Here is a 24,935-nt window from a genome sequence, read left to right as displayed (position 1 = left end):
CTTCAGCTGCGCAGGCCAACGCCCCGCTTGAGCAGCCACAGGCTCAGCGCGCCCAGGCCCAGCACGAAGCCGATCATCAGGGTAAACGCCGTCACCATGGACACGTCGCTCTGGCCCAGCAGGCCGTAGCGGAACGCGTTCACCATGTAGAAGATCGGATTGAGGTGGGTGGCTGCCTGGGCCCAGTCCGGCAGCAGTTTCACCGAATAGAACACGCCGCCCAGATAGGTAAGCGGGGTCAGGATGAAGGTCGGCACGATCGCGACGTCGTCGAACTTCTTGGCGTACACCGCATTCACGAAGCCGGCCAGCGAGAAGATCGTCGCGCCCAGCAGCACCGTGGCCAGGGTGATGAAGGGATTCGGCAGGCGCACCTCGGTGAAGAACATCGCGATGAAAAGCACGATCACACCCACCATCAAACCGCGCAGCAGGCCGCCGGCGACGTAGCCACCCAGGATGACCCAGTTGGGCATCGGGCTGACCAGCATCTCCTCGATATGGCGGCCGAATTTGGCCCCGAAGAAAGACGAGCTGATGTTGCCGTAGGCGTTCTGGATGATGGACATCATCACCAGCCCCGGCACGATGAAGTCCATGTAGCTGATGCCGTCCATGGTGCCGATGCGCGAGCCGATCAGGTTGCCGAAGATCAGGAAGTACAGCGTCATCGTGATCGCCGGCGGCACCAGGGTCTGGGCCCAGATGCGCAGGATGCGGGCGATTTCGCGGCGGGCGATGGTCTTGAGCGCGGTAAGGTTCTGGCTCATGCGGACGCCTCCTTCGCGGCGGCGGCGTCGGGCTGGCCGGTGAGCCGCATGAACAGCTCCTCGAGGCGATTGGACTTGGTGCGCATAGAGCGTACCCGGATGCCGGCAGCGCCCAGCGCGGCGAAGACACGGGTCAGGTCCATTTCGCGCGGCATCTCGACGTCCAGGGTGTGGGTGTTCTCGGCCAGCAGCGTGGCGCCGGGAATGCTGGGCAGGGTCGCCGGCAGCTCGCCTTCGACGTCGAGCAGGAAGCCTTCGACGTCAAGCTTGGCCAGCAGCGTGCGCATCGGGCCCTGCTCGATGATGCGGCCGTGGTCGATGATGGCGAGGTTGCGGCAAAGGTTTTCGGCCTCCTCGAGGTAATGCGTGGTGAGGATGACGGTGGTGCCGGCGGCGTTGACCTCCTTGAGCGTCTTCCACATGCCGCGGCGGATTTCGATGTCGACGCCGGCGGTGGGCTCGTCCAGGATCAGAAGCCGCGGCCGCGTCATCATGGCGCGGGCAATCATCAGCCGGCGCTTCATGCCGCCCGACAGGGTGCGCGACATGGTGCGGGCCTTTTCCCACAGGTGGGCCTTCTTGAGCTCCTGCTCGGCGCGTTTCTCGGCTTCTGCACGCGGGATGCCGTAAAAACCCGCGTAGTTCACGCAGATATCGAACGGCTGCTCGAACATGTTGAAGTTGATCTCCTGCGGCACCAGGCCGATCTGGCGCATGGCCTCGGAGCGGTTGGTGTGCAGGTCGATGCCAAACACCTTTACCTCGCCCGAGGTCTTGTTCACCAGTGAACTGACGACGCCGATAAGCGTGGACTTGCCGGCGCCATTGGGGCCAAGCAGGGCATAGAAGTCGCCGGGATCCACGGTGAGCGACACGCCCTTGAGGGCTTCGACACCGGTGGCATAGGTCTTCCGGAGATCAGTGATCTCGAGTGCGGGATGGTTGGGCATGGGTCTCCTGGACCTCGCCGGCGCTGCGCCGGGGGTCTGTGGGCCTTATTATATCGGCCTTGCCGCCCTGCCCCCGCGTTTGTCGCGGTACACAGTTTCCCGATTCTGGAGTTCGTCTTGGCCATCGTGCAGTTCCCGCTACGCCTCGTTGCCAGCCGCATGCTGGCCCCGACCGTGCGCCACCTTGCCTTCGCCCGCGATGACGGGCACCCCCTGGACTTCATCCCGGGCCAGTTTGTGCAGGTGCATTTCAACTATCCGGACGGCACCGCCACCAAGCGCAGCTATTCGCTGGCGACCATGCACGACCACGCCATGGGCCCGGGCGAAGCGATCGAAATCGCGGTCAGCTACGTCGCCGGCGGCGCCGCCACGGCGCTTTTCGAAGCCATGGACGAAGGCCAGCAGATCCAGGCCAGCGGCCCCTACGGGCGGTTTTGCCTGGTGCCGTCGGACAGCAATCGCCGCTACCTGCTGGTGGGCACCGGCACCGGCATCACGCCCTACCGGGCCATGCTGCCGCGGCTGGCTGAGCTGATGCGCGAGCGCGATGTCGAAGTCGTGCTGCTGTTTGGCTGCCGCAAGCCCGAGGAGCTGATCTACGGGGAAGACTTCTACGCCTTCGCCGAAACCCAGCCGAACTTCCGCTTCGTGCCCTGCTTCAGCCGCGAGCTGCCCGAAGACCCGCATCCCGACGTGCGCCAGGGCTATGTCCAGGACGTGCTGGCGGAGTTCGCGCCCTCGGCCGAAGGCGACATCGCCTATCTGTGCGGAAACCCGAACATGGTCGACGCCACCTTCGAGGTGCTCAAGGCCGCGGGGCTGCCGGTGCCGCATATCCGTCGCGAGAAGTACGTCAGCAGCAAATAACGCCCCGCCGTATCCGGCCCCGGCCGGCGCAGGTCGCAATCGCTCGGGCGCAGGCAGGGGTATCTGGACGGCCGCTGTCACGTTTTCCGCCCGGCGCCGTCTATTTGTCTTGAACCTGTCTCCCGAGGCCATCATGCAAAAATTATTGCCCCTCGCCCTGCTGTTGCTGTCGCTGCCGGTTTCGGCACGAACGCTCGGCAGTCTCGAATTCACCCCCTGCCAGCTGGGCCAGGCCGGCACCGGCGCCACCGCCCGGGCTGAATGCGCGACGCTGGAGGTGCCCGAGGATCCGACCCGGCCCGAAGGCCGCAAGATCACGCTCAAGATCGCGCTGGCCGCCTCGCGTGCCGCCGAGCCGGCCACCGACCCGCTGATCTTCTTCGCCGGGGGCCCCGGACAGTCGGCCACCGAAACCTATGCCTCGGCCGTACCTGCGCTGGCCCGCGTGCGCGAAAAGCGGCATCTGCTCTTCATGGACCAACGCGGCACCGGCGGCTCGCAGCCGCTGGCCTGCGTGATACCGGCGCAGTTCGACGAAGCAATGCCGAGCGCGGAACTGCAGATACAGCTCGCCCAGGACTGCCGCGACTCGCTTGACGCCGACCTGGCGCAGTACACCACCAGCGTCGCCGCCGCCGACGTCGAAGCCCTACGGCAGGCGCTTGGCGCACCTCAGCTCAATCTCTACGGCGGTTCCTACGGCACCCGCATCGCCCAGGAATATGCGCGCCAGCAGCCCGACGCCGTGCGCAGCATCATCCTCGACGGCGTGGTGCCGCCGGGCCTGGTGCTGGGCAGTGAGCACGCAATCAACCTCGAGGACGCGCTCAAGCAGATCCTCGCCGACTGCGCCAACCAGACCGGCTGCCGCGAAGCCTTCGGCGACCCCTACCGCACGCTTTACACCCTGCGCGACCGGGCCCGTGCCGAAGCGCTGCCGGTCAGCCTGCGCGATCCGCTGACGCACCAGCCGCGCGAGCTCAAGCTCGACGAAGGCTCGGTGGCGCTGATTGCACGCCTGTTCGCCTATGCCCCGGAAACCGCCGCACTGCTGCCGCTGCTCCTGGACGAGGCCGCCAAGGGCCGGCCGGAATCGCTGGTGTCACAGGCCGCGCTGGTGTTCGACTCGCTGACCGGCATGATCAACCACGGCATGCAGCTGTCGGTGATCTGCGCCGAGGACGCGCCGCGCATGCAAGCCCGCCCCGAAGACCGTGACCTGGTGCTGGGCGACAGCCTCGTCGGGGTGACGCTCAACCAGTGCAGCGTCTGGCCCAAGGGGCCGGTGTCGAAGGATTTCTATGCGCCGCTGACTACGGATACCCCGACCTTGCTGCTGTCGGGCGAACTCGACCCGGTGACGCCGCCCCGCTACGCCGACGAGGTGCTTGCGTCACTTGGCAAGGCGCGCCACCTGGTCGGCAAAGGCCAGGGTCACATCATGTTGGCGCGTGGCTGCACGCCGCGACTGGTCGGCGAGTTTGTGGACAAGCTCGATCCCGTGGCGCTGGACGCCAGCTGCCTGGACCCGCTCGGCGCGACGCCCTTCTTCCTCAACTACAACGGAGGCGAGCCGTGATCGAGGTCCGCGATTTGCACAAGTCATTCGGCAAGGTGACCGCCGTGGACGGCGTCAGCTTCACTGCCGCCGACGGCCAGATCACCGGCCTGCTGGGGCCCAACGGCGCCGGCAAGACCACCTCGCTGCGCATGCTCTACACGCTGATGAAGCCCGACCGGGGCGAGGTGCTGGTGGACGGCATCGGCGCCAACGTGGACCCCGAGGGGGTGCGTCGCCGGCTGGGCGTTCTGCCGGACTCGCGCGGCCTGTACAAGCGCCTGACCAGCCGCGAGAACATCCGCTACTTCGGCCAGCTGCACGGCATGGACGACGCCCTGATCGCCCAGCGCACCGAGGTCCTTTGCAGCGCGCTGGAAATGAGCGACATCATCGACCGCCGCACCGAAGGTTTTTCGCAGGGTCAGCGGGTGAAGACGGCGATCGCAAGGGCGCTGGTGCACGACCCGCGCAACGTCATCCTGGACGAGCCGACCAATGGCCTGGACGTGATGGCCACGCGTGCGATGCGGCGTTTCCTGCTGGAGCTACGCGCCGAGGGCCGCTGCGTATTGTTCTCCAGCCACATCATGCAGGAGGTGGCGGCGCTGTGTGATCGCATCGTCATCATTGCCCGCGGCCAGGTGGTCGCGGAAGGAACGCCGGACGAACTTCGCGCGCAGACCGGCGAAGAAAACCTCGAGGACGCCTTCGTCAAGGCGATCGGCACCGAAGAAGGACTGATGGCATGAAGGCCGCTCTTGTTGTTTTCCTGAAAGAAGTCAAAGAAAACCTGCGCGACCGCAAGACGGTGATGAACGCGCTGGTGATGGGGCCGCTGCTGGGGCCGGTGTTCTTCGCGCTGATGATGGGCTTCATCATCACCAAGCAGCTCGACAGCGCCGAGAAGCCACTGGAGCTGCCGGTGGTGGGCGCCGAGCACGCGCCCAATCTGGTGGCCTGGCTGGAACGGCAGGGTGTCGAGATCCAGGCGCCGCCCGAAGACAGCGAAGCGGCGATCCGCAACCGGGATGCGCGCGCCGTGCTGGTGATACCGGCCGACTTCGGCGACTACTGGCGCAAGGGCCAGACTGCGCAGGTGCAGGTGATCTTCGACAGCTCCGACCAGGACGGCCGCACGCCGACGGCGCGCATCACCAGCCTGCTCGAGGCCTACGCCAGCCAGCAGACGGCGCTGCGGGTCGCCGCGCGCGGACTGCATCCCGCCCTGCTTTCGCCGGTGGTCGTGTCCAACCGCGACCTGGCCAGCACCCAGCAGCGGGCCGGCCAGCTGCTGAGCTTCCTGCCCTACCTGCTGGTGCTCGGTGCCTTCCTGGGCGGCATGTACCTGGCCATCGACACCACGGCCGGCGAACGCGAGCGGCAGTCGCTGGAGCCATTGCTGATCAATCCGGCCACGCGCGCACAGATCGTGCTGGGCAAGCTCGGCGCCACCTTCGGCTTTGCCATGGCAAGCATGATGATCAGCCTGGTCGCGTTCTCGGTGGCCTTCCAGTACATCCCGCTTGATCGCCTGGGCATGCGCATCGACTTCGGCGCCGCCCTGATCCTGCGCGCCGGCCTGTTGATGGTGCCGCTGGTGATGTGCTTCGCGGTGCTGCAGACGATCGTGGCCGCCTACGCCAAGAGCTATCGCGAGGCGCAAACCTACCTGTCGATGCTGATGCTGGTGCCCATGCTTCCCTCGGTGATCCTGATGGTGAATCCGATGAAGGGCGAACTGTGGATGTCGGCGGTCCCGCTGCTGTCGCAGAACGTGCTGGTGATGGCCCTGGCCCGCGGCGAAGCGGTGGCGCTGTTGGACTTCGCGCTCAGCTTCGGCGCCAGCCTGCTGCTGGCGGTGGCGCTGACCTGGGTCGCGGTGCGCATCTACCACCGCGAACAGCTGGCGGTTTCGGCCTGAGGCCGGCAGCTGCCGCATGAAAAAGGCCCGGCAATGCCGGGCCTTTTTTTGAACGTGTAGCTGTCGCTTACATGCGGAACGTGAAGGTGCGGGTCAGCGTGGCCGGACCATCCATCGGCTGGAAGCGCCAGTCGCGGACGGTGTTGAGCACCTCGCGATCAAAGGCGCCGCGCGGCATGGCGCGAACGACGCGAACATTGCTGACGCTGCCGTCGGCGGCGATGCTGATCTCGACCGTGATCTCACCGGTGATGCCCGAACGCGCCGCCGACGCCGGGTAGGGCGGCTGCGGAGTACGGATGCCGATCGGCGTGGTTGCCAGCTGCGGCGCCGGACGGGGAGCGACGGCCGGCGGCGGAGTCGGCTGGGCGGCCGGCGGCGGCGCCTGGGTCACGGGCGTCGGTGCCGGGGTCGGTGCTACCGGCTCGGGCTCCGGGGTCGGCGGCGGTGCCGCGGCGGCAGCGGCGGCAGCGGCGGCCGCGCGCTGGGCCGCAGCTTCCGCATCACGCAGGCGCTGTTCTTCGCGCGCCGCGTCCTGGGCGGTACGCTCGGCGGCGCCGGCGCGACCCTTGCTGATCGAGTCGGTAATGCGCGGCAGCGAGGGCGTCTGGGCGTCGGTTTCTTCGATCAGGTTGCGCAGGCGCTCGGCTTCGGTGAAGTCTTCGCGGTTGATGGCCTGCTCGGCCGCGATGATGGCGTAGGGCATCAGGTCGATCAGGGCGCTTTCCGCCAGCGGATCGACTTTTTCGCTGCGGGCGCGCAGCTCCAGGTAGTACTCCATGGCGTTGTCGCCGGCCGGGGCGTACAGACGCTGGTCGCGCAAGGCCTCGCTACCTCGGGCCTTGAGGTCGTCCACGCTCAGGTTGGCCAGTGCGGCTTCGGCGGCCTCCTGCGCGGCGACTTCCTCGGCAGACGGGCCCGCAGGCTGCGCGGGAGCCGCGGCTGGCGCTGCGGCGTCGGGCGCCGCCTCGTCCTTGGAGCAGGCGGCAAGGGCGAGCCCCAATGCCAGCGCAATGCCCCAGCGCAGGGCGCGGGACGGGTTGGAAGTCGTAGCGATCATGTCTTTCCCCTGAAAAAATCACAAAATCATGTCGTTCAGCACATAAGAGTTTGACCGGTTTGTCAAGCTGGATGCGTTGCGAAGCCTGATGTGCCTCACAGTTTCGGCGCCTGCCGGCGTGACCAGCTGTTAGGCCGTACCGGCTATTTACCGATGCAGAAGTCGCTGAAGATCCGCCCCAGCAGCGCGTCGGCATCGACGCGACCGGTGATCTCTCCCAAGGCGTCCTGGGCCTGGCGCAGCTCTTCGGCCGCCAGTTCGCCGGCCCCATGGTGCAGCTGGGCCGCGGCCCGGGCCAGCGCGTCGGCACCGCGAGCCAGGGCATCGACATGGCGGGCACGGGCGCTGAAGCCTCCCTCGGCGCCCTCGCCCAGCCCGGCCGCCTCGCGCAGCGCGCCGCGCAGCGCGTCCAGGCCCTCGCCGGTTCGGGCCGACAGCCACAGGTGCCGACCGGTCGACGACGACGCGGGCGGGGCGGCCAGCAAGTCGGACTTACTGTGCAGCCACAGCACCGGCACCCCCTCGGGTAGCGGCAGTTCGGGCGCAGCGGTGGCCGTGGCGTCCACAACTGCCAGCACCAGGTCGGCCTTGTCGAGCTCGTTGCGGGCGCGGCGAATGCCCTCGCGCTCGACCACGTCGGGGGCATCGCGCAAGCCAGCGGTATCGACCAGGGTGAGCTCGATGCCGTCAATGCGGATCCGCTCGCGCAGCAGGTCGCGGGTGGTGCCGGCGACTTCGGTGACGATGGCGCGTTCCTCGCCGGCGAGCGCGTTGAGCAGGGACGACTTGCCGGCGTTGGGTGCGCCGGCGATGACCACGTGCAGGCCGTCCACCAGGCGTCGGCCGCGCTCGGCGGCGCTGCGCAGGGTGTCGAGGTCGACCGCGACCCGCTTCAGTTTGTCCTGCAGTTCGGGAGCCGCCAGGAAATCGATCTCTTCGTCCGGGAAGTCGAGCGCGGCTTCTATCCAGACCCGCAGTCCGGTCAGGCCTTCCACCACGTGGTCGACGCGACGCGAGAATTCCCCTTCCAGCGAACGCCGGGCCGCCCGCGCCGCGGCTTCGCTGCCAGCGGACACCAGGTCGGCCACGGCTTCGGCCTGGGCAAGATCCAAACGACCTTCCAGAAAAGCGCGCTCGGTGAATTCACCCGGCCGTGCCGGGCGTGCGCCCAGGGCCAGGCAACGACGCAAGAGTTGCGCCAGCAGCACCGGGCTGCCGTGCCCCTGCAGCTCCAGCACATCTTCGCCGGTGTAGGACTGCGGTCCAGGGAAAGAGATCAGCAGGCCGTCATCAATCACCGTGCCGTCGGCGTCGCGGAATCGCAGGTAGTGGGCATGGCGCGGCAGCGGCGGCCGGCCCAGCAAGGTCGCCGCGATCGCGCGGCAGCCGTCGCCGCTCAGGCGCACGATGCCGACTCCAGCAGCTCCGGCCGCGGTCGCAATCGCCGCTATGGTTTCGCGTTGGATCATGGGCGGCTATTTAGCCACGGATGAAGGTCACAATGAAAAAGGGGAGCCAGACCGGCTCCCCTTTTCCGCAAGCCACGAAGGCGATGCTTATTTTGCGACGGCGGAGCCGCTAGCCGGCTTGTCGCCGTGGCGCTTGCTGATGACGTACTGCTGGGCCAGGCCCAGGATGCCGTTGGTGCACCAGTACAGCACCAGGCCGGACGGGAAGAAGGCCATCATCACGCCGAATACCAGCGGCATGAAGGTCATGATCTTCTTCTGCATCGGGTCCATGCCCGGCGTCGGCGTCATCTTCTGGGTGAGATACATCACCACCAGATTGATCGCCGGCAGAATGAAGTACGGATCCGGCGCGGTGAGGTTCTGGATCCAGCCCAGCCACGGCGCCTGGCGCATCTCGACGCTCTCGAGCAGCATCCAGTAGAGCGCGATGAAGACCGGAATCGTGATCAGGATCGGCAGGCAGCCGGCCGCGGGATTGACCTTCTCCTTCTTGTACAGGTCCATCATCGCCGTCTGGAACTTCTGCTTGTCGTCGCCGTAGCGCTCCTTCAGCGACTCGATGCGCGGCTGGATCGCGCGCATCTTGGCGAAGCTCTGGTACTGCTTGGCCGACAGCGGGTACAGCACCAGCTTGATGATCAACACCGTAAGGATGATCGCCCAGCCCCAGTTGCCGCCGGTGACGTAGTCATGCAGCGGCTTGAGCACGTACTCGAACATCGGCTGGGCGAGGAAGGTGAAAATGCCGTAATCGAGCGTGAGCTTGAGGCCCGGCGCGATCTCTTGCATCTGCTCCTGCAGCTTCGGACCGACCCAAAGCGTGGTTTCACGGGTGACCGCGAGGCCGGGACCAACTTCGATCGGCGCGCTCAGCCCGCGCACCAGGTAGCGCGGCGTGCCGCCGGGCAGCGGCGCCAGCGAGAAGCGCTGCGACTCTAGCTCGGAAGGCACCCAAGCCAGGGCGAAGTGATGCTGCAGCATCGAGATCCAGCCGCCGGTGACGTCACGCGACTGCGCGCCGTCTTCGAAGATGTCGGGGATCTTGTACTTCTCGAAGCCTTCTTCCGGGCTGTACCACGCGGCGCCAACGAAGCTGTAAGCCTCGGGATTGGTCAGGCCGGACGTGCGCGAAGTCGGCGGCGGCGGCACGCGCTGCAGCTGCTCGTAGGCGTTGCCTAGCCAGGGCGCGCTGCCCTGGTTGCGGATTTCCTGGCGCAGGGTGATCGCGTAAGAACCCCGCTCCAACACCAGCGTCTTGCGCACGCTCAGACCAGTGGCCGGATCTTCCCAGACCATCGGCACCTCGAGCTGCTGGCTACCGTCGGCCAGCATGTAGCTGCTGCGGCCGTCCTCGGCGCGGAACATCGCCTCGTGGCTGGGCGCGGTACCGGCATTGGCAACCAGGCCGGACTGCGCGACGGAATAGCGCAGCGGGTCGGTGCTGAGCAGTCGCACCTTCTGCTCGGGCTTGTCCTTGTCGATCGGGTAGGCCAGCAGTTCAGCGCCGACCAGGCTGACGCCACGCGGATCCACCTGCAGGCGCAGGACATCCGTGGTGATGGTGACCAAACCCTGGCTGGGCGCCGCCAGGGCGGTCGCCGGCACATCGGCGGCGGTGCCCGGCGTCGGGATCGAGACGGCGGACGGCACGGCGGCGGCAGACGGCACGTCGGCGCTGGTGGGAATGGCATCGTTGGCCAGTTCGGCCGGTGCCTCGGACGGCGGCGGCGCGGGCTGCGCCGACCCCCGGTTCCATTCCATGAAAAGGAACATGGCGACGAGGAGCCAGGCGATCAAAAGGAAAGTACGGGTCTGGTTCATGGGCAGGCTGCAGGCGCCGGCGTGGGGCCGGGGCCGGGCACGGGGTCTCGGTCAGGAATCGGAGGCGGGGCGTTCGGACGCGCCCGGGGTGGCCGGCATTGTGCCGGGCGGGGGCGCGGGCTTCAACGACCGGGCGCGTTCAAGCAGTTGCCGGAACTGCGCGCGGAGTTCGTCGCCGGTGAGTTTGCTGGCGCCCGGCTGGGCGATCAGCACGTAGTCGCCGGCCGGAAGCTGTTCGCGTTCGTGCCGGAACATTTCCCGGGCCATGCGCTTGATGCGGTTTCGGCCTACGGCGCGCTTGTCCACTTTCTTGGACACGGCAACGCCGAGCCGAGGCACGGAGGCATCGGCCCGGACGTGGGCATGCAGTCGCAGCTGAGGGCTGGATAGCCGCCTTGCCCCCTTGAATACCGCCTGGAATTCAGCGGAAACGCGCAGTCGCGCGCTCGGGGGAAAAGACTTCGGCTTGGCGGGCGGGAGCGTGTTCACGGTCCCAGACAATGGCCCGCAGGTAGCCGCCGGCGAACCGGCGGCAACGCGTCAGACGGCCAGACGAGCCCGACCCTTGGCGCGGCGACGCGCGAGGATCTTGCGGCCGTCGGCGGTCTTCATACGGGCGCGGAAGCCGTGGTCACGCTTACGCTTGAGGTTGCTGGGCTGATATGTGCGCTTGGTGGCCATGTTGGCACCCCGGTTAGTGTTTTGGGCGGAAAAGACTGCGGACTATAGCGGGGGGCCGGACTAGTCGTCAAGCCGATTTCGCGTGGCGGGCGCTGCCCAGCGGCGCTAGACTGCGTCCCCCCCTCACTTATCCACAGCCGCGCCCCGGCGCGGCTGTCGCCCGGACTTACGCTTGAACATGGATGCTGCCTGGCCCCGCTGCCTGGAACGACTGGAAGCCGAACTGCCGGCCGAAGAAATACACGCCTGGCTACGGCCGCTTCAAGCTGAAGCGCGCCCGGACGGCCTGACCCTGTACGCGCCGAACGCCTTCGTGGTCGACCAGGTACGCGAACACTACCTGGACCGGATCCGCGAACTGATGGTTCACTTCGCCGGCGGCCCGTCGCCGGTGGCGCTGGCCGTAGGCTCGATCAAGCGCAGCGAGGCGCCCATGGCGGGCACCGTCGCCACGCCAGCGCGCCCGACGGCGGCCGCGGTCGCCTTCAGCGGCAATCTCGACAGTCACTACACCTTCGACAACTTCGTCGAAGGCCGCAGCAATCAGCTCGGTCGCGCCGCGGCGCTGCAGGTCGCCCAGAATCCGGGCAAGGCCTACAACCCCTTGCTGCTGTACGGCGGCTCGGGCCTGGGCAAAACCCACCTGATGCACGCCGCCGGCAACCTGATGCGGCAGAACAACCCGGGCATGCGGGTGCTTTACCTGCGGTCCGAGCAATTCTTCAGCGCGATGATGAAGTCGCTGCAGGAGAAGTCCATGGACCAGTTCAAGCGCCAGTTCCAACAGGTGGACGCGCTGCTGATCGACGACATCCAGTTCTTCGCCGGCAAGAACACCACGCAGGAAGAGTTCTTCCACACCTTCAATGCCCTGTTCGACACCAAGCAGCAGATCATCCTGACCTGCGATCGCTACCCGCGCGAAGTCGAAAACCTCGAGACCCGGCTCAAGACCCGGCTTACCTGGGGCCTGAGCGTGGCGATCGAACCGCCTGACTTCGAAACCCGCGCCGCCATCATCGCGGCGAAGGCGGTCGAGCGCGGCGTCAAGCTGCCCGACGATGTCGCCTACCTGATTGCCAAGCGCATGCGCTCGAACGTCCGCGACCTCGAGGGTGCGCTCAATACGCTGGCGGCCCGCTCCAACTTCATGGCCAAGCCGATCACGGCCGAGTTCGCCCAGGAAACCCTGCGCGACCTGCTTCGGGCGCAGCAACAGGTGGTGTCGATCAGCAATATCCAGAAGACCGTGGCAGACTACTACCAGCTGCGCATGGCGGACCTTTTGTCAAAGCGGCGGACCCGCTCGTTGGCGCGTCCGCGGCAGATGGCGATGGCCCTGTCCAAGGAACTCACCGAGCACAGCCTGCCGGAGATCGGCGATGCCTTCGCGGGGCGGGACCATACGACCGTGATGCACGCCTGCAAGGTCATGCGCGAACTGCGCGAGATCGACGGCAAGCTGCGGGAAGACTGGGACAAGCTGCTGCGTAAATTGAGCGAATGATGCGTGTGGGGCCCGTCCGTAAGGACTGGGGATGGCCTGTGGACAAGCTGGGGATGCCTTGAAGGGCCCGAAGTTATCCACAACTTGTGCCACCCCGTCAGGCGTCTGGCACACAGGCTTAGCGGTACGGTTAAAGTGTTATAAATCAGTGGTTTAGGTGAGTTATCCGGAGATTTTCAGCCCTCCACCACCACCACTTTTTGATATATCCACTCTTGGAGCTTGGGGATCTGCATGCGTTTCAGCCTGACGCGAGAAGTCCTACTCAAACCCCTTCAGCAGGTCGTGAATGTGGTTGAACGCCGGCAGACGTTGCCGGTGCTCGCCAACCTGCTGGTCAGCGTCGAAGGCAGCAAGCTGTCGATGACGGGCACCGATCTCGAAGTCGAGATGGTGGCTCGCACGGACGTGGACGATGCCCAGCCGGGCGAGACCACGATCCCGGCACGCAAGCTGTTCGAGATCGTGAGGGCCCTGCCTGACGGCAGTCGCGTCACCATCAGCCAGAACGGCGACAAGGTGACGGTGCAGGCCGGACGCAGTCGTTTCACCCTGGCCACCCTGCCGGGCAACGATTTCCCGGCTGTCGAGGATCTGGACCTGGTTGAACGCATCCGGGTACCGGAAGCTGCGCTCAAGGAATTGATCGAGCGCACCGCGTTCGCCATGGCCCAGCAGGACGTGCGCTATTACCTCAACGGCCTCCTGCTGGACCTGCGCGAAGACTCCCTGCGCTGCGTCGCTACCGACGGGCATCGCCTGGCGCTGTGCGAAGCACCGCTGCCGGCAGGCGCCCAGACCCGCAAGCAGATCATCCTGCCGCGCAAGGGCGTCCTGGAGCTCCAGCGCCTGCTTGAAGGCGGCGACCGCGAAGTCGAGCTGGAAGTCGGTCGCAACCATCTGCGCATGCGCCGCGAGGACGTTACGTTCACCTCCAAACTCATTGACGGGCGGTTCCCGGACTACGACGCGGTGATCCCGATCGGCGCCGACAAGGAAGTGAAGGTCGACCGCGAGGCTCTTCGCGCGGCGCTGCAGCGCGCCGCCATCCTGTCGAACGAGAAGTACCGCGGCGTAAAGCTCGAAATCAGCCCGGGCCAGCTGCGCATCGTTGCTCACAACCCGGAGCAGGAAGAGGCGCAGGAAGAATTGGAGGCCGAAACCAAGGTGGATGGTCTGGGCATTGGCTTCAACGTCACTTACCTGCTGGACGCACTCACTGCCCTGCGCGAAGAGTTCGTCATCATCAACCTGCGTGACGCCAACTCGTCGGCCCTGGTCCGCGAGGCCAGCCACGAACGCAGCCGCCACGTGGTGATGCCGCTGCGTCTGTGACTGGCTGCTTTCCCGCAACATCCCGCCGCCCGGCTCTTGCCGGGCGGTGTCGTTTCGGGCGTCTGCCAGCCCACACCTTGGCCGTCTCGACATGCAGCTGACCCGCCTGGATATCCAGCGGCTGCGCTGTCTCGAACGGGTAGAGTTTCGGCCCGCGCCCGGCCTGAACCTGGTGACCGGCAGCAACGGCGCCGGCAAGACCAGCCTGATCGAAGCCATCCACCTGCTGGGCTACGGCCGTTCTTTCCGCGGCCGGGTCCGCGACGGCCTGATCCGCACCGGCAGCCCGAACCTTGAGCTTTACGCCGAATGGCTGGACGGCCAGGGCCGCAGCCGCCGGGCCGGTCTGCGCCACGCCGGCGGTGACTGGGAAGCCCGGCTGGACGGAGCCCCCGCCCCCAGCCTGACCGAGCTATGTGCCGAACTGGCGGTGGTGACCTTCGAGCCAGGGAGCCATGAGCTGATCGCGGGAGGCGCCGAACACCGTCGCCGATTCCTGGATTGGGCACTGTTCCACGTGGAACCGGCCTTTCTACCGGTCTGGCGGCGGTACGCGCGCGCCCTCAAGCAGCGCAACGCCCTGCTCAAGCGAAACCCCTCCCCAGCGGCCCTTGCCCCCTGGGATCAGGAGTTGGCGGAGGCCGGGGAATCCCTTAGTCGCCTGCGAGGCACCTATCTGGACCGTCTGGAGCCGGTGCTGGCAGGTACGGCCCATGAGTTCCTGCCGGAGTTGGGACAGGCCGGGCTGCGCTTCCTGCCGGGTTGGCGCCGGGATGACGGCCCGCTGGCCGACGCTCTGCTGCTGACGCGGGAACGCGACCTGGCCCTGGGCTACACCAGCCTTGGACCCCACCGCGCCGATTGGCGGGTGGACTATGTGGGCCTGCCGGGCCGCGAGGCCCTGTCCCGGGGCCAGGAAAAGCTCACGGCACTGGCCTGCATCCTGGCCCAGGCGCGCGCCTTTGCGGCGGACAAGGGCGAATGGCCCCTGGTCTGCCTGGACGACCTGGCGTCCGAACTCGACCGCTCCCATCAGCATCAGGCGCTGACTTCCGTCCTCAGCTCCGGCGCTCAGGTTATCCTGACCGCCACGGAGGCGCCGGAGGGTCTTTCCGGCGCCCTGGGTCCGGCGAAGCGGTTCCACGTGGAACACGGGCGCCTGCTTGACGCCTGAGCCCCAGCCATTGGGCGGCGCGTCGTGCCCTCACGCGCTATACTAGGCACTCATTATCTATAGGCGCGCTGCGGCCTCCCCAGGAGTCGCTTACGCGCCGGTGTGGCCCAACGCGAGACAAGATTGGCGATGACCGACGAATCGATTCAGCCGCAGACCCCGAACAACACCTACGACTCCAGCAAGATCACCGTGCTCCGTGGTCTGGAGGCCGTCCGCAAGCGCCCCGGTATGTATATCGGCGACGTGCATGACGGCACCGGCCTGCACCACATGGTGTTCGAAGTCGTCGACAACGGTATCGATGAAGCCCTGGCAGGCCACTGCGACCACCTGGTCGTGACCCTGCATGCCGATGGCTCGTGTTCGGTGTCCGACAATGGTCGCGGCATTCCGACCGACATCCACAAGGAAGAGGGTGTTTCCGCGGCCGAGGTCATCATGACCGTGCTGCACGCCGGCGGTAAGTTCGACGACAACAGCTACAAGGTCTCGGGCGGCCTGCACGGCGTCGGCGTTTCCGTGGTCAACGCGCTGTCGTCCAGCCTGTGGCTCGACATCTGGCGCGACGGCAAGCACTACCAGCAGGAATACGCGGTCGGTGAGCCGGTTTATCCGCTGAAGGCCATTGGTCCGTCGAGCAAGCGCGGCACTGAACTTCGCTTCCTGCCCAACGCCGAGATCTTCACTGACACCGAGTTCCACTACGACATCCTGGCCAAGCGCCTGCGCGAGCTGAGCTTCCTGAACTCGGGCGTCAAGATTGAACTGGTCGACGAACGGGGCGAAGGCAAGCGCGATCTATTCGAGTACGAGGGCGGTATCCGCAGCTTCGTGCAGCATCTTTCGGCGCTAAAAACCCCGCTGCATCAAACAGTTATCTCTGCTTCGGGCGAGAAGGACGGCATTGTCGTCGACATCGCGGTGCAGTGGACCGATTCCTACCAGGAAACGATGTTCTGCTTCACCAACAACATCCCGCAGAAGGACGGCGGCACCCATCTAATCGGCTTCCGCGCGGCCCTGACCCGTACGCTCAGCAATTACATCGAGCAGAACGGCATCGCCAAGCAGGCCAAGATCGCGCTGTCCGGCGACGACATGCGCGAAGGCATGATCGCCGTGCTGTCGGTGAAGGTGCCGGACCCGAGCTTCAGTTCGCAGACCAAGGAAAAGCTGGTTTCGTCCGAAGTGCGTCCGGCGGTGGAGTCGGTGATCGGGCAGAAGCTCGAGGAATTCCTGCAGGAACGTCCGAACGAAGCGCGCGCAATTGCCGGAAAAATCGTCGATGCCGCGCGTGCGCGCGAAGCTGCGCGCAAGGCCCGCGACCTTACCCGCCGCAAGGGTGCGCTCGATATCGCCGGCCTGCCGGGCAAGCTGGCCGACTGCCAGGAAAAAGACCCCGCGCTCAGCGAACTGTTCATCGTCGAGGGTGACTCCGCCGGTGGCTCCGCCAAGCAGGGCCGCAACCGCAAGACCCAGGCCATCCTGCCGCTGAAGGGCAAGATCCTGAACGTCGAGCGAGCGCGCTTTGACCGCATGCTCGCGTCCGCCGAAGTAGGCACGCTGATCACCGCGCTCGGCACGGGCATCGGCAAGGACGAGTACAACCCGGACAAGCTGCGCTACCACCGCATCATCATCATGACCGACGCCGACGTCGACGGTTCGCATATCCGAACCTTGCTGCTCACCTTCTTCTATCGGCAGATGCCCGAGCTGATCGAGCGTGGCCACATCTACATCGGCCTGCCGCCGCTCTACAAGATCAAGCAGGGCAAGAACGAGATGTACCTCAAGGACGACGGTGCGCTCAACGCCTACCTCGTCAACAACGCCGTCGAGAATGCCGAGCTTCGTCCGGGCGAAGGCCTGCCGGCGATCTCCGGTGCGGCGCTGGAAAAACTCCTGCTCGACTTCGTCGCCGCGCGCGAAACCATTACCCGATTCGCGCACCGCGTGGATTCGCCGGTGCTCGAAACGATGCTCGAGATGCCGCCGCTCACGGCCGCTGATTTCAAGGACGAAGCACGCATGGCGCCCTGGTGCCGCGAGCTCGAGAAGCGCCTCAATGCCACGGGCTTGGGCCGCGCGCGCTACGTGTTCTCGATCCAGCCCAGCGCTGAAGACGGACACGCCGGTGCCCTGGTCGTGCAGAAGCAGCACCACGGCCTGGCCGCGACCCAGGTGCTGGCTGCCGCGCAGCTGCTGGGCGGTGAATTGCGCCAGATCAACGAAATGGCCGCCACCCTGCACGGCCTGCTGCAGCCGGGCGCCGCCGTGGTGCGCGGCGGCAAGACCCAGCCGGTCGCCCGCTTCGTACAGGCCCAGGAATGGCTGCTCGAGGAAGCCAAGAAGGGCCGCATGATCCAGCGCTTCAAGGGCCTGGGTGAAATGAATCCGGAACAGCTGTGGGAAACCACGGTCAATCCCGAGACGCGTCGCCTGCTGAAGGTGCGCATCGAGGACGCCGTCGCAGCCGATCAGATTTTCTCGACGCTGATGGGCGACGTGGTCGAGCCGCGCCGCGAGTTCATCGAGGACAACGCGCTGCGTGTCGCCAACCTCGACGTCTGACGACGGGGCGTCATCCGTCCGCCACCGTTTCTCGAAATGGTGGCGGATGCTTCCACTTCGTGCCGCGGCACTGGACCTGCTGGTTTATTTTGGCGCTACCATCGCCTTGACCCTGGTGCTTGCCGCGCCGTTGGTGGTTCAGTACCAGCGCGCGCAAGAGTACGGCCCACAGCGCGTGCAGCTGACGTTCCAGCCCTGCCAGGCCGAGCGCTGGAACGAGACCGCGGTCAAGGACGTGCTGTTCCGTCAGGGTGAACTGCTCCCCAGCCACGCGCCGGACGGCCGCACCATTCCGAAGTTCATGAACGTGTGGATGCTGCCCCACGAGGCGGAAGGGGCACACGAGCCCGGCGTACTCGGTTATTTCGAACTGCACCCGCACACCGGCCAGCGCCCGCATATCGACGGACCGGCCCTGGTAAATGCCGCAGGCTGCCCGATCACCGAGATTCGTGTGTCACCGCTGGCCAGTCTGGCCGACGGCATGCAGAGCCTGCCAGAACGACTGGCCCGCCCCATGATCGTGATTGCCCTGGGCGCCGCCGGGCTGGCGGCGCTGCTGGCGTGGTGGCTGCGTGCACGGCAACTGCCCAGCCTGCCGGCGCCGATGCCCCTGGGCCGCGCCATGGCGATGGCGGTGGTGGCGGGGCTGCTGCTGCAGCTGTCCGCCATGGGCCTGCTGTGGGCCCTGCGTGGCGCAGGCCTGAACCTTGAACCCAGCAATCTCGCGCCGGTAGTGTCCTTGCTTCGCGAGCAGCCCGCGCTGGCATTCCTGATGGTGGCGCTGGTCGCGCCACTGGGCGAAGAGCTGTTCTTCCGGCACCTGCTGCTGCGTCGTTTCGCAGTGCTGGGTCGGCCGATTGCCGGCCTGGCGCTTAGCGCCGCCGTGTTCGGCATCTTGCACGAGATAAGCCCCGGCGGCGGCAGCGGTCTCGCTCAACTGGCCATGACGGGCATCTACGTCGCCATGGGGCTGGTTTTCGGCGCGGTGTACCTGCGCACCCGCCGGTTCCTGGCGGTGGCCCTGGCCCATGTCGTTACCAACGCGATCGCACTGTTCGCACTGGCGTATTCGGCTTCCTGAGTCCGGGGTTACACTGCCTGCCAACCGTCGGCCGGGGACTTCCGGCGGTCCCCCGGAAAACGACCTGGAAACCCATGAGCAAACGCCACCTCTATCTGCTGGCCTTCTCGATCATCGCGATCGCGTGTACGGCCATCTACTACAAGTGGAGCGTACTCAAGTTCCCGCTGCAGCCCGATGCCCAGGTGCAGGTGTGGACCGTGCAGGCGCATGTCGAATACCAGCCGCGCGACGCCGCCAACGCCGTCGTGCTGCAGATCCCCTCGCGCACCCCTGGCTTCGCCGTGTTGGACGAGCGATTCATTGCGCGCGGCTACTCCAAACTTGAGTCCACGCACGCGGAAGGCCGTGAGGTGCAGTGGGCGAACCGGCGCGTCGTTGGCGAGCAGGACCTCTACTACCGCGCCACCATCGTCCGCAGCCAGGAGCAGGAAAAGGTCGAGCTCGACTTCGAGCCGGTTATCCCGTCGCCGCCCGAGCTGGAGGAACCCTACGTCACGGCCGCCGACAGCTTGTTGCTGCAGGTGCGCGAAGGCTCGATCAACAACGTCACGTATGCCCGCGAATTGCTGCGCCGCCTCGGCGAGGCCACGCCCAGCGAAGAGGTCGCGCTGTTGTCCGAGCGCTATGGCGCCGACGAAAGCGACCGCGCCTATTTCGCCGTACAGCTGCTGGCCCGACGCAACGTTCCGGCGCGGGTGATCCAGGGCATCCGACTGAGCAACGAGCCGCGCGAGGGCGAGGACCGCCTGCAGCCCTGGCTGATGGTCCATGACGGCCTCAGCTGGACGGTCATCGATCCGCGCACCTTCGCCGAAGGCCTGCCCGCCGATGTCTTCCTCTGGAACAGCAGCGACCGACGCGTGCTGCAAATGGAAAGCGAAGCGCCGGCGGCGCTGATGTTCTCGGTCAGCCGCAACCTGGCCGACGCCATGGCGATCGCCGAGCGCCGACTCGAAGTGCAGGACGCCAACCTGGTCAGGTACTCGCTGCTGAGCCTGCCGCTGCAGGCCCAGGAAACCTATCGCATCCTGCTGATGGTGCCGATCGGCGCGTTCATCATGCTGCTGCTGCGCAACCTGGTGGGCGTGAAAACCTACGGCACGTTCATGCCGGTCCTGATCGCGCTCGCCTTCCGCGAGACCGCGTTGGTGGCGGGTATCTCGCTGTTCGTGGTGGTGGTTGGCTTCGGCTTGTTGGTTCGTTTCTATCTCGAGCGCCTGCGGCTGCTGCTGGTGCCGCGACTGACCGCCATCCTCATCCTGGTGGTGCTGTTGATGGCCGCGGTAAGCGTGCTCTCGAACCGCTTGGGACTGGAAGTGGGCCTCTCGGTCGCGCTGTTCCCGATGGTGATCATGGCCATGACCATCGAGCGCATGTCGGTGGCCTGGGACGAGCGCGGCGCCGGCACCGCCATCCGCGAAGGCGTGGGCACCCTGATCGTCGCCGCGCTGGCCTACCTGGTCATGAGCTGGCAGCCGCTGGAACATCTGGTATTCGTCTACCCGGAAGTGCTGCTGGTACTGTTCGCTTTCGCCCTGCTGCTCGGTCGCTACTCGGGCTATCGCCTGAACGAGCTCCTGCGTTTCCGCGCCCTGGCGCGAGACCCGGACCCGATCGTGCCGCCCCCGTCGGCGGACGCCGCCACCGAAACTGCCAGCGGCAAGGCCTGAGCCATGGCCTGGTTCAATCCATTCCGCGTTGCCAAGCGCCTGCGGCAGATCGGGCTGATGGGCATTGGCCAGCGCAATGCGCAGTACGTGCTGATGCACAATCCGCGCAAGTTCTACCCCCGTGTGGACGACAAGCTGCTGACCAAGAAGCTGGCGCTGCAGGTCGGCTTGCCGGTGCCGGACCTGTACGCGGTGGTCCGCGAGGAGCACGAGATCGCGGAACTGCACGAAAAGCTCAAGTCCCGCGAAAGCTTCGTGGTGAAGCCCGCCCATGGCTCCGGTGGCGACGGCATCCTGGTCATCTCGGGCCGCCGGGGCGACAAGTATCGCCGCGCCAGCGGCTCGCTGATGACCCGTGAAGAATTCGAACACCATCTTTCCAACGGTCTTTCCGGCCTGTTTTCCCTGGGCGGCCAGCCCGACCATCTGATCGTCGAGTATTGCGTGCAGTTCGACCCGATCTTCGACAACGTCAGCTACAAGGGCGTACCAGATGTCCGCATCATCGTTTTCCTCGGTTACCCGGTGATGGCGATGATTCGCTTGCCCACGCGGATGTCCGACGGCAAGGCCAACCTGCACCAGGGGGCCATCGGCGTCGGCATCGACCTGCCCAGCGGCAAGACCAAGCGCGGCGTCTGGGGCACGGAGATCATCCGCGAACACCCCGATACCGAACACAGCATCGTCGGCCTCACCATCCCGCACTGGCACGACCTGCTGCAGATGGCCTCGCGCTGCTACGAGTTGTCGGGTCTGGGTTACGTAGGCGTGGACTTCGTGCTCGACCGTGACAAGGGCCCGTTGATCCTGGAGCTCAATGCCCGCCCGGGCCTGGCCATCCAGATGGCCAACGGCAACGGCTTGGAACATCGCCTCCGGCGGGTGGAAGCCCTGCGCGACCAGGAGGGCCTGTCGAAGGACCCTGCCGAGCGCGTGAAGTTCGCGGTGGAACATTTTCACACTACCGGCTGAACGAAACCGGCGCTTTTCACATAGTCTTAAACCCAGCGGGTCCGGGAAAGGTCAGGCTGGGGGCCAAGAGAAAAAGATACGGCGGCGAACGGTAAAACCGGACAACGTGCTTGAGCCGGATATGCATTCCCCGTTACCCTTCCTGACCACACCGCGCAGGGCGCGGCGCCAAGGAGTCCTGAAATGAAGGCTGCACATTCGCTCAAACTCGCTGCACTGGCCGTCTTCATCGCGGCGTCGTTCGCCGCGTCCGATGCCGATGCGCAGCGCAGGCGCGGCGGCAGCGAGCCGGTCGCGCTGTATCCCGATGCGACGCGCGAAGCGCCCAAGGGCACCTACTCGCAGCGCCTGACCAAGCAGCACCAGAAGCTCCAGGCGCTCTACACCGAGGACGGCAAGGAAGAAGAGGCCATCGCGATCGCCGAAGAGATCATCGGCAACGACCGCGCCAAGCCCTATGACCGGGCCATCGCCATGATGACCGCCGCCGCCGCCGCGGCTGCGCTGGACGACGACGCCCGGGCCCTTTCCTACTACACCCGCGCGGTCGCCGAGAACGCGTTGTCGAACGACAACCACTACACCGCGATGATCAACATGGCGGCCCTGCACATCAACGCCGGCGATTACGCCCAGGCGGACCCGCTGCTGGCCACCGTGATCGCCGAGACCTCGACCACCAATCCCGACATCTACGCGATGCAGGGCACGAGCTTCTACAACAACGAGAAGTACGCCGAGGCCATCGTCGCGCTGAAGAAAGCGTCCGAACTCAAGGGTGCACCGCAGTCCCAGTGGACCCAGATGATGCTGGGTGCCTACGCCGAACTTGGCCAGGACGACCAGGCCATTGCCCTGGGCGAAGAGCTGCTGGCCAGGAACCCGGACGACAAGAGCGCCATCTCCAACCTGGCCCTGCTTTACACCAACAACGATCAGCAGGATAAGGCCGTGGCCCTGCTCGACGGCGCCCGCAAGCGTGGGCTGCTCAATGAGCCGGTGGACTACGAGCGCATTTTCGCCACCTACTACAACATGGAGCGGGAAGCGGAAGCCGCCAGCGTCATCGAGGAAGGTCTGGCCAAAGGCGTACTGCCGCAGAGCGCCAAGTACTACACCATGCTGGGACAGGCTCTTTACTTCGGCGACAACATCTCGGGCGCCATCACGGCGGCCCAGAAGGCGGCCGATCTGTCCGCCGACGGCGAGGCCGGCCTGTTCCTGGCCCAGATCCTGAGCCAGGAAGATCGCAACGCCGAGGCCCTGACCGCTGCTCGCGCGGCCATCGCCAAAGGCGTGAAGAAGCCGGGCGATGCCTGGATGGTCATTGCCCGGGCCGAGTACTATTCGGACAACATGGCCGGTGCCAAGGCCGCGTACCGGGAGGCCGCGAAGGATCCCAGCACCCGCGATCAGGCCCAAAAGGCGCTGGCGCAGATTTCCCGCTGACTGGTTGGTAAACCGCTAACCTTGCTATAAGCTAACAAGTCCCCGCCGCTCCCCGGCGGGTCACGGCCTACCGCCGTTAGACAAGAGAGCCCGAGCCGCCACAAGCATGACGGACAAGAATTACAATCACGAAGACTCGCCCCAGGGAATCAGCTGGGCTCGCATCGGCGGCAATGCATTCGCGATCGCGCTTCACGCGGTGGCATTCATGCTGATGTTGATCCCTGTCGCTACCCCGGACAAGCCGGACAAGCCCGACGAAGTGACCCAGGTCAGCTTCATCGAGCCGCCGCCGCCGCCCCCGCCGCCGCCGCCGCCGCCCCCGGAGCCGCCGAAGGTAGTGCAGCGGATCATCGAGCAGCCGAAGCCGACGCCGGCTCCGCCGCCGCCGGAAGAGCCGCCGGTCGTTTTCGACGATCCCAGCCCGATTGATATCGAAGCGCCGCCGCCGGCTCCGCCTGCGCCGCCCGCTCCGCCGGCCGACTTCGCGCCGACCGAGGACATCAGCGGCCGTGCCATGAACCCGCCGCGTTATCCCGCCCGGGAACTGCGTGACGGCGTGGGTGGTGTGGTGATGCTGCGCGTGACCATCGATGCCTTGGGCAACGTGCTGGACGTGCAGATTCAAAGGTCGAGCCGTAACCGCAACCTCGATCGTGCGGCGATGGATGCCGCTCGCAAGTGGAAGTTCAACCCGGGTATGCGCGGCGGCCAGAAGGTCGGTGGCGACGTCCTGGTGCCAGTTAACTTCAATCCCGGCTAAGCAATAAAAACGTTCATCCCGTAACGGTCAATCACACAAGAAAGGCACCCTTATGCTGCAGGACATCCTCCTCACCGTCGCCGCCGCCGCGCCGGCCGCCGTTGGCGGCGCTGCCAACAACGCCGAAGCCCTGAACCAGATGGGCTTTGCCCACCTCTTCAAGGAAATGACCTCCGCCCCGAGCGAGTTCCTCGTCTCCTGGGTGGTCTTCCTGATGCTGGTCGTGATGTCGTTCGGTTCGTGGTGGTACACGATCGTCAACTTCATCAAGAGCACCGTCGTTTCCAACCGGGCCGACACCGTCGTCCGCACGTTCTGGGAAACCTCGAACGCTCAGGACGCGATCCGCTTCATGGAAGAGCAGCCCGCCAACGAGCCGTTCTCCAAGATTGCGCTTGACTGCGCCCAGGCCGCCGCTCACCACCAGCGCCACGAAGGCAGCCGCCTGGTTGACGCCCTGAACCGCTCGGAGTTCATCGACCGCGCCCTGCGTCAGGCCGTCACCCGCGAAAGCGCGCGTCTTGAGAACGGCATGACCTGGCTGGCCACCGTCGGTGCGACCGCGCCGTTCGTCGGTCTGCTCGGCACCGTCTGGGGCATCTACGGCGCCCTGATCCGCATCGGCGCGACCGGTTCGGCATCCATCGACGCCGTCGCCGGCCCGGTGGGCGAGGCGCTGATCATGACCGCCTTCGGTCTGTTCGTCGCGATCCCGGCCGTGCTTGCGTACAACGCGTTCAACCGCGCCAACCGCAACACCTACGCCAAGTTCGACACCTTCGCGCACGACCTGCACGACTTCTTCGCCACCGGTTCGCGCGTCGGCGACGCGCCGGCCAAGCGCTGAGTCACCAGGTCTAATCAGGAGCAGCAGGCATGGCCTTCTCAAGCAACTCCGCCGGTGGCGGACCGATGGCCGACATCAACGTCACGCCCCTCGTGGACGTGATGCTGGTGCTGCTGATCATCTTCATGATCACGGCACCCCTGATGTCGCATAAGGTGAAAGTGGACTTGCCGCAGGCCACCCTTGAGGCGAAACCGGATATCGACCAGCCGCCGATCACTTTGGCGATCACCGCCAACGGTGAAGTGCATTGGAACGATGAGAAGGTTTCTCCCGAGATGCTCGAGGCGCGCTTGGCCGTTCTGGCCCAGCGCACCCCGCAGCCTCAGGTGGACGTGCGCGCCGACAACATCACCCGTTACGCAATCATCGCGGACGTCGTGAAGAAGGTGCGGATGGCTGGTATTCGTAAAGTGGGCTTCGTGTCTTCCCCCGAGCGCTGAGG

22 protein-coding genes are annotated in these 24,935 nt (G+C 66.1%); 15 read left to right on the top strand and 7 right to left on the bottom strand.

Going from position 1 to position 24,935, the window contains the following annotated elements; translation table 11 throughout:
• Nucleotides 1–2: 2 nt before the first annotated feature.
• Nucleotides 3–770, bottom strand: a complete 768-nt coding sequence (locus ACYVGY_RS09035) for an ABC transporter permease (protein ID WP_460457159.1) — start codon at nucleotides 768–770, stop codon at nucleotides 3–5.
• Nucleotides 767–1,720, bottom strand: a complete 954-nt coding sequence (locus tag ACYVGY_RS09030) for an ABC transporter ATP-binding protein (protein WP_460457158.1) — start codon at nucleotides 1,718–1,720, stop codon at nucleotides 767–769. Before ACYVGY_RS09030 ends, ACYVGY_RS09035 begins: the two co-directional genes overlap by 4 nt.
• A 117-nt stretch (nucleotides 1,721–1,837) precedes the next feature.
• Between ACYVGY_RS09030 and ACYVGY_RS09025 the strand changes: the two genes are divergently transcribed.
• The 4 genes from ACYVGY_RS09025 (at nucleotide 1,838) to ACYVGY_RS09010 (ending at nucleotide 6,072) form a co-directional block, all read left to right on the top strand.
• Nucleotides 1,838–2,590, top strand: coding sequence for an FAD-binding oxidoreductase (locus ACYVGY_RS09025; protein WP_460457157.1), 753 nt, complete (start codon nucleotides 1,838–1,840; stop codon nucleotides 2,588–2,590).
• Nucleotides 2,591–2,723: 133 nt separating this feature from the next.
• Nucleotides 2,724–4,169, top strand: coding sequence for an alpha/beta fold hydrolase (locus ACYVGY_RS09020; protein ID WP_460457156.1), 1,446 nt, complete (start codon nucleotides 2,724–2,726; stop codon nucleotides 4,167–4,169).
• Nucleotides 4,166–4,900: an ABC transporter ATP-binding protein gene (locus tag ACYVGY_RS09015; protein ID WP_460457155.1), complete on the top strand. Its 735-nt coding sequence runs from the start codon at nucleotides 4,166–4,168 to the stop codon at nucleotides 4,898–4,900. The genes ACYVGY_RS09020 and ACYVGY_RS09015 overlap by 4 nt, the downstream gene beginning before the upstream one ends.
• Nucleotides 4,897–6,072 (top strand): ABC transporter permease, encoded by a 1,176-nt coding sequence (locus tag ACYVGY_RS09010; RefSeq protein ID WP_460457154.1) that lies wholly within the window; start codon nucleotides 4,897–4,899, stop codon nucleotides 6,070–6,072. Before ACYVGY_RS09015 ends, ACYVGY_RS09010 begins: the two co-directional genes overlap by 4 nt.
• Before the next feature lie 67 nt (nucleotides 6,073–6,139).
• On the opposite strand, the gene ACYVGY_RS09005 is transcribed toward ACYVGY_RS09010, so the two are convergent.
• The 5 genes from ACYVGY_RS09005 to rpmH all read right to left on the bottom strand — a co-directional run bounded on the left by ACYVGY_RS09005 (nucleotide 6,140) and on the right by rpmH (nucleotide 11,106).
• The gene (locus ACYVGY_RS09005) at nucleotides 6,140–7,132 is read right to left on the bottom strand and encodes an energy transducer TonB (protein WP_460457153.1); all 993 of its coding nucleotides are present in this window, start codon (nucleotides 7,130–7,132) and stop codon (nucleotides 6,140–6,142) included.
• Between the two features lie 143 nt (nucleotides 7,133–7,275).
• Nucleotides 7,276–8,601, bottom strand: a complete 1,326-nt coding sequence (gene mnmE / locus ACYVGY_RS09000) for a tRNA uridine-5-carboxymethylaminomethyl(34) synthesis GTPase MnmE (RefSeq protein WP_460457152.1) — start codon at nucleotides 8,599–8,601, stop codon at nucleotides 7,276–7,278.
• A gap of 87 nt (nucleotides 8,602–8,688) precedes the next feature.
• A complete protein-coding gene (yidC, locus tag ACYVGY_RS08995) occupies nucleotides 8,689–10,425 on the bottom strand; it encodes a membrane protein insertase YidC (RefSeq protein ID WP_460457151.1) in 1,737 nt (578 codons plus the stop codon).
• A 51-nt stretch (nucleotides 10,426–10,476) separates the two neighbouring features.
• Nucleotides 10,477–10,914 (bottom strand): ribonuclease P protein component, encoded by a 438-nt coding sequence (rnpA, locus tag ACYVGY_RS08990; protein ID WP_460457150.1) that lies wholly within the window; start codon nucleotides 10,912–10,914, stop codon nucleotides 10,477–10,479.
• 51 nt (nucleotides 10,915–10,965) lie between these two features.
• The gene (gene rpmH / locus ACYVGY_RS08985; protein WP_026817103.1) at nucleotides 10,966–11,106 is read right to left on the bottom strand and encodes a 50S ribosomal protein L34; all 141 of its coding nucleotides are present in this window, start codon (nucleotides 11,104–11,106) and stop codon (nucleotides 10,966–10,968) included.
• Nucleotides 11,107–11,284: 178 nt separating this feature from the next.
• On the opposite strand from rpmH, the gene dnaA reads away from it, so the two are divergent.
• From dnaA to ACYVGY_RS08930, 11 genes are all read left to right on the top strand, one after another.
• A complete protein-coding gene (dnaA, locus tag ACYVGY_RS08980; protein WP_460457149.1) occupies nucleotides 11,285–12,613 on the top strand; it encodes a chromosomal replication initiator protein DnaA in 1,329 nt (442 codons plus the stop codon).
• A gap of 234 nt (nucleotides 12,614–12,847) precedes the next feature.
• Nucleotides 12,848–13,948, top strand: a complete 1,101-nt coding sequence (dnaN, locus tag ACYVGY_RS08975) for a DNA polymerase III subunit beta (protein WP_460457148.1) — start codon at nucleotides 12,848–12,850, stop codon at nucleotides 13,946–13,948.
• A 91-nt stretch (nucleotides 13,949–14,039) separates the two neighbouring features.
• Nucleotides 14,040–15,122 (top strand): DNA replication/repair protein RecF, encoded by a 1,083-nt coding sequence (gene recF / locus ACYVGY_RS08970; protein ID WP_460457147.1) that lies wholly within the window; start codon nucleotides 14,040–14,042, stop codon nucleotides 15,120–15,122.
• A 129-nt stretch (nucleotides 15,123–15,251) separates the two neighbouring features.
• Entirely contained in the window at nucleotides 15,252–17,699 is a 2,448-nt protein-coding gene (gyrB, locus tag ACYVGY_RS08965; protein ID WP_460457146.1) for a DNA topoisomerase (ATP-hydrolyzing) subunit B, read from the top strand.
• Between the two features lie 46 nt (nucleotides 17,700–17,745).
• Nucleotides 17,746–18,783: a lysostaphin resistance A-like protein gene (locus ACYVGY_RS08960; protein ID WP_460457145.1), complete on the top strand. Its 1,038-nt coding sequence runs from the start codon at nucleotides 17,746–17,748 to the stop codon at nucleotides 18,781–18,783.
• A 74-nt stretch (nucleotides 18,784–18,857) separates the two neighbouring features.
• Nucleotides 18,858–20,456 carry a UUP1 family membrane protein gene (locus ACYVGY_RS08955; protein ID WP_460457144.1) on the top strand — a complete coding sequence of 533 codons (1,599 nt, stop codon included), beginning with the start codon at nucleotides 18,858–18,860 and terminating at the stop codon, nucleotides 20,454–20,456.
• Nucleotides 20,457–20,459: 3 nt separating this feature from the next.
• Nucleotides 20,460–21,431 carry an alpha-L-glutamate ligase-like protein gene (locus ACYVGY_RS08950; protein WP_460457143.1) on the top strand — a complete coding sequence of 324 codons (972 nt, stop codon included), beginning with the start codon at nucleotides 20,460–20,462 and terminating at the stop codon, nucleotides 21,429–21,431.
• A 183-nt stretch (nucleotides 21,432–21,614) separates the two neighbouring features.
• The gene (locus ACYVGY_RS08945; RefSeq protein ID WP_460457142.1) at nucleotides 21,615–22,880 is read left to right on the top strand and encodes a tetratricopeptide repeat protein; all 1,266 of its coding nucleotides are present in this window, start codon (nucleotides 21,615–21,617) and stop codon (nucleotides 22,878–22,880) included.
• A gap of 106 nt (nucleotides 22,881–22,986) precedes the next feature.
• Complete coding sequence (locus tag ACYVGY_RS08940; RefSeq protein WP_460457141.1) at nucleotides 22,987–23,643, top strand: energy transducer TonB; 657 nt, start codon at nucleotides 22,987–22,989, stop codon at nucleotides 23,641–23,643.
• Nucleotides 23,644–23,695: 52 nt separating this feature from the next.
• On the top strand, nucleotides 23,696–24,490 hold the full coding sequence (locus ACYVGY_RS08935; protein WP_460457140.1) for a MotA/TolQ/ExbB proton channel family protein: 795 nt from the start codon (nucleotides 23,696–23,698) through the stop codon (nucleotides 24,488–24,490).
• A 29-nt stretch (nucleotides 24,491–24,519) separates the two neighbouring features.
• The gene (locus tag ACYVGY_RS08930; protein WP_460457139.1) at nucleotides 24,520–24,933 is read left to right on the top strand and encodes an ExbD/TolR family protein; all 414 of its coding nucleotides are present in this window, start codon (nucleotides 24,520–24,522) and stop codon (nucleotides 24,931–24,933) included.
• Nucleotides 24,934–24,935: the final 2 nt, after the last annotated feature.

This window comes from Arenimonas alkanexedens, assembly GCF_054781355.1.
Note: the sequence above shows the minus strand (reverse complement) of the source record. Positions and strands in the feature narration are given on the sequence as shown.

Bases quoted from the DNA above. Each gene is read 5' to 3' on its own strand.
- ACYVGY_RS09035 (WP_460457159.1), bottom strand. From the start codon at position 770: ATGAGCCAGAACCTTACCGCGCTCAAGACCATCGCCCGCCGCGAAATC.
- ACYVGY_RS09030 (WP_460457158.1), bottom strand. From the start codon at position 1,720: ATGCCCAACCATCCCGCACTCGAGATCACTGATCTCCGGAAGACCTAT.
- ACYVGY_RS09020 (WP_460457156.1), top strand. From the start codon at position 2,724: ATGCAAAAATTATTGCCCCTCGCCCTGCTGTTGCTGTCGCTGCCGGTT.
- ACYVGY_RS09010 (WP_460457154.1), top strand. From the start codon at position 4,897: ATGAAGGCCGCTCTTGTTGTTTTCCTGAAAGAAGTCAAAGAAAACCTG.
- ACYVGY_RS09005 (WP_460457153.1), bottom strand. From the start codon at position 7,132: ATGATCGCTACGACTTCCAACCCGTCCCGCGCCCTGCGCTGGGGCATT.
- mnmE (WP_460457152.1), bottom strand. From the start codon at position 8,601: ATGATCCAACGCGAAACCATAGCGGCGATTGCGACCGCGGCCGGAGCT.
- yidC (WP_460457151.1), bottom strand. From the start codon at position 10,425: ATGAACCAGACCCGTACTTTCCTTTTGATCGCCTGGCTCCTCGTCGCC.
- rpmH (WP_026817103.1), bottom strand. From the start codon at position 11,106: ATGGCCACCAAGCGCACATATCAGCCCAGCAACCTCAAGCGTAAGCGT.
- dnaA (WP_460457149.1), top strand. From the start codon at position 11,285: ATGGATGCTGCCTGGCCCCGCTGCCTGGAACGACTGGAAGCCGAACTG.
- dnaN (WP_460457148.1), top strand. From the start codon at position 12,848: ATGCGTTTCAGCCTGACGCGAGAAGTCCTACTCAAACCCCTTCAGCAG.
- recF (WP_460457147.1), top strand. From the start codon at position 14,040: ATGCAGCTGACCCGCCTGGATATCCAGCGGCTGCGCTGTCTCGAACGG.
- gyrB (WP_460457146.1), top strand. From the start codon at position 15,252: ATGACCGACGAATCGATTCAGCCGCAGACCCCGAACAACACCTACGAC.
- ACYVGY_RS08960 (WP_460457145.1), top strand. From the start codon at position 17,746: ATGCTTCCACTTCGTGCCGCGGCACTGGACCTGCTGGTTTATTTTGGC.
- ACYVGY_RS08955 (WP_460457144.1), top strand. From the start codon at position 18,858: ATGAGCAAACGCCACCTCTATCTGCTGGCCTTCTCGATCATCGCGATC.
- ACYVGY_RS08950 (WP_460457143.1), top strand. From the start codon at position 20,460: ATGGCCTGGTTCAATCCATTCCGCGTTGCCAAGCGCCTGCGGCAGATC.
- ACYVGY_RS08945 (WP_460457142.1), top strand. From the start codon at position 21,615: ATGAAGGCTGCACATTCGCTCAAACTCGCTGCACTGGCCGTCTTCATC.
- ACYVGY_RS08940 (WP_460457141.1), top strand. From the start codon at position 22,987: ATGACGGACAAGAATTACAATCACGAAGACTCGCCCCAGGGAATCAGC.
- ACYVGY_RS08935 (WP_460457140.1), top strand. From the start codon at position 23,696: ATGCTGCAGGACATCCTCCTCACCGTCGCCGCCGCCGCGCCGGCCGCC.
- ACYVGY_RS08930 (WP_460457139.1), top strand. From the start codon at position 24,520: ATGGCCTTCTCAAGCAACTCCGCCGGTGGCGGACCGATGGCCGACATC.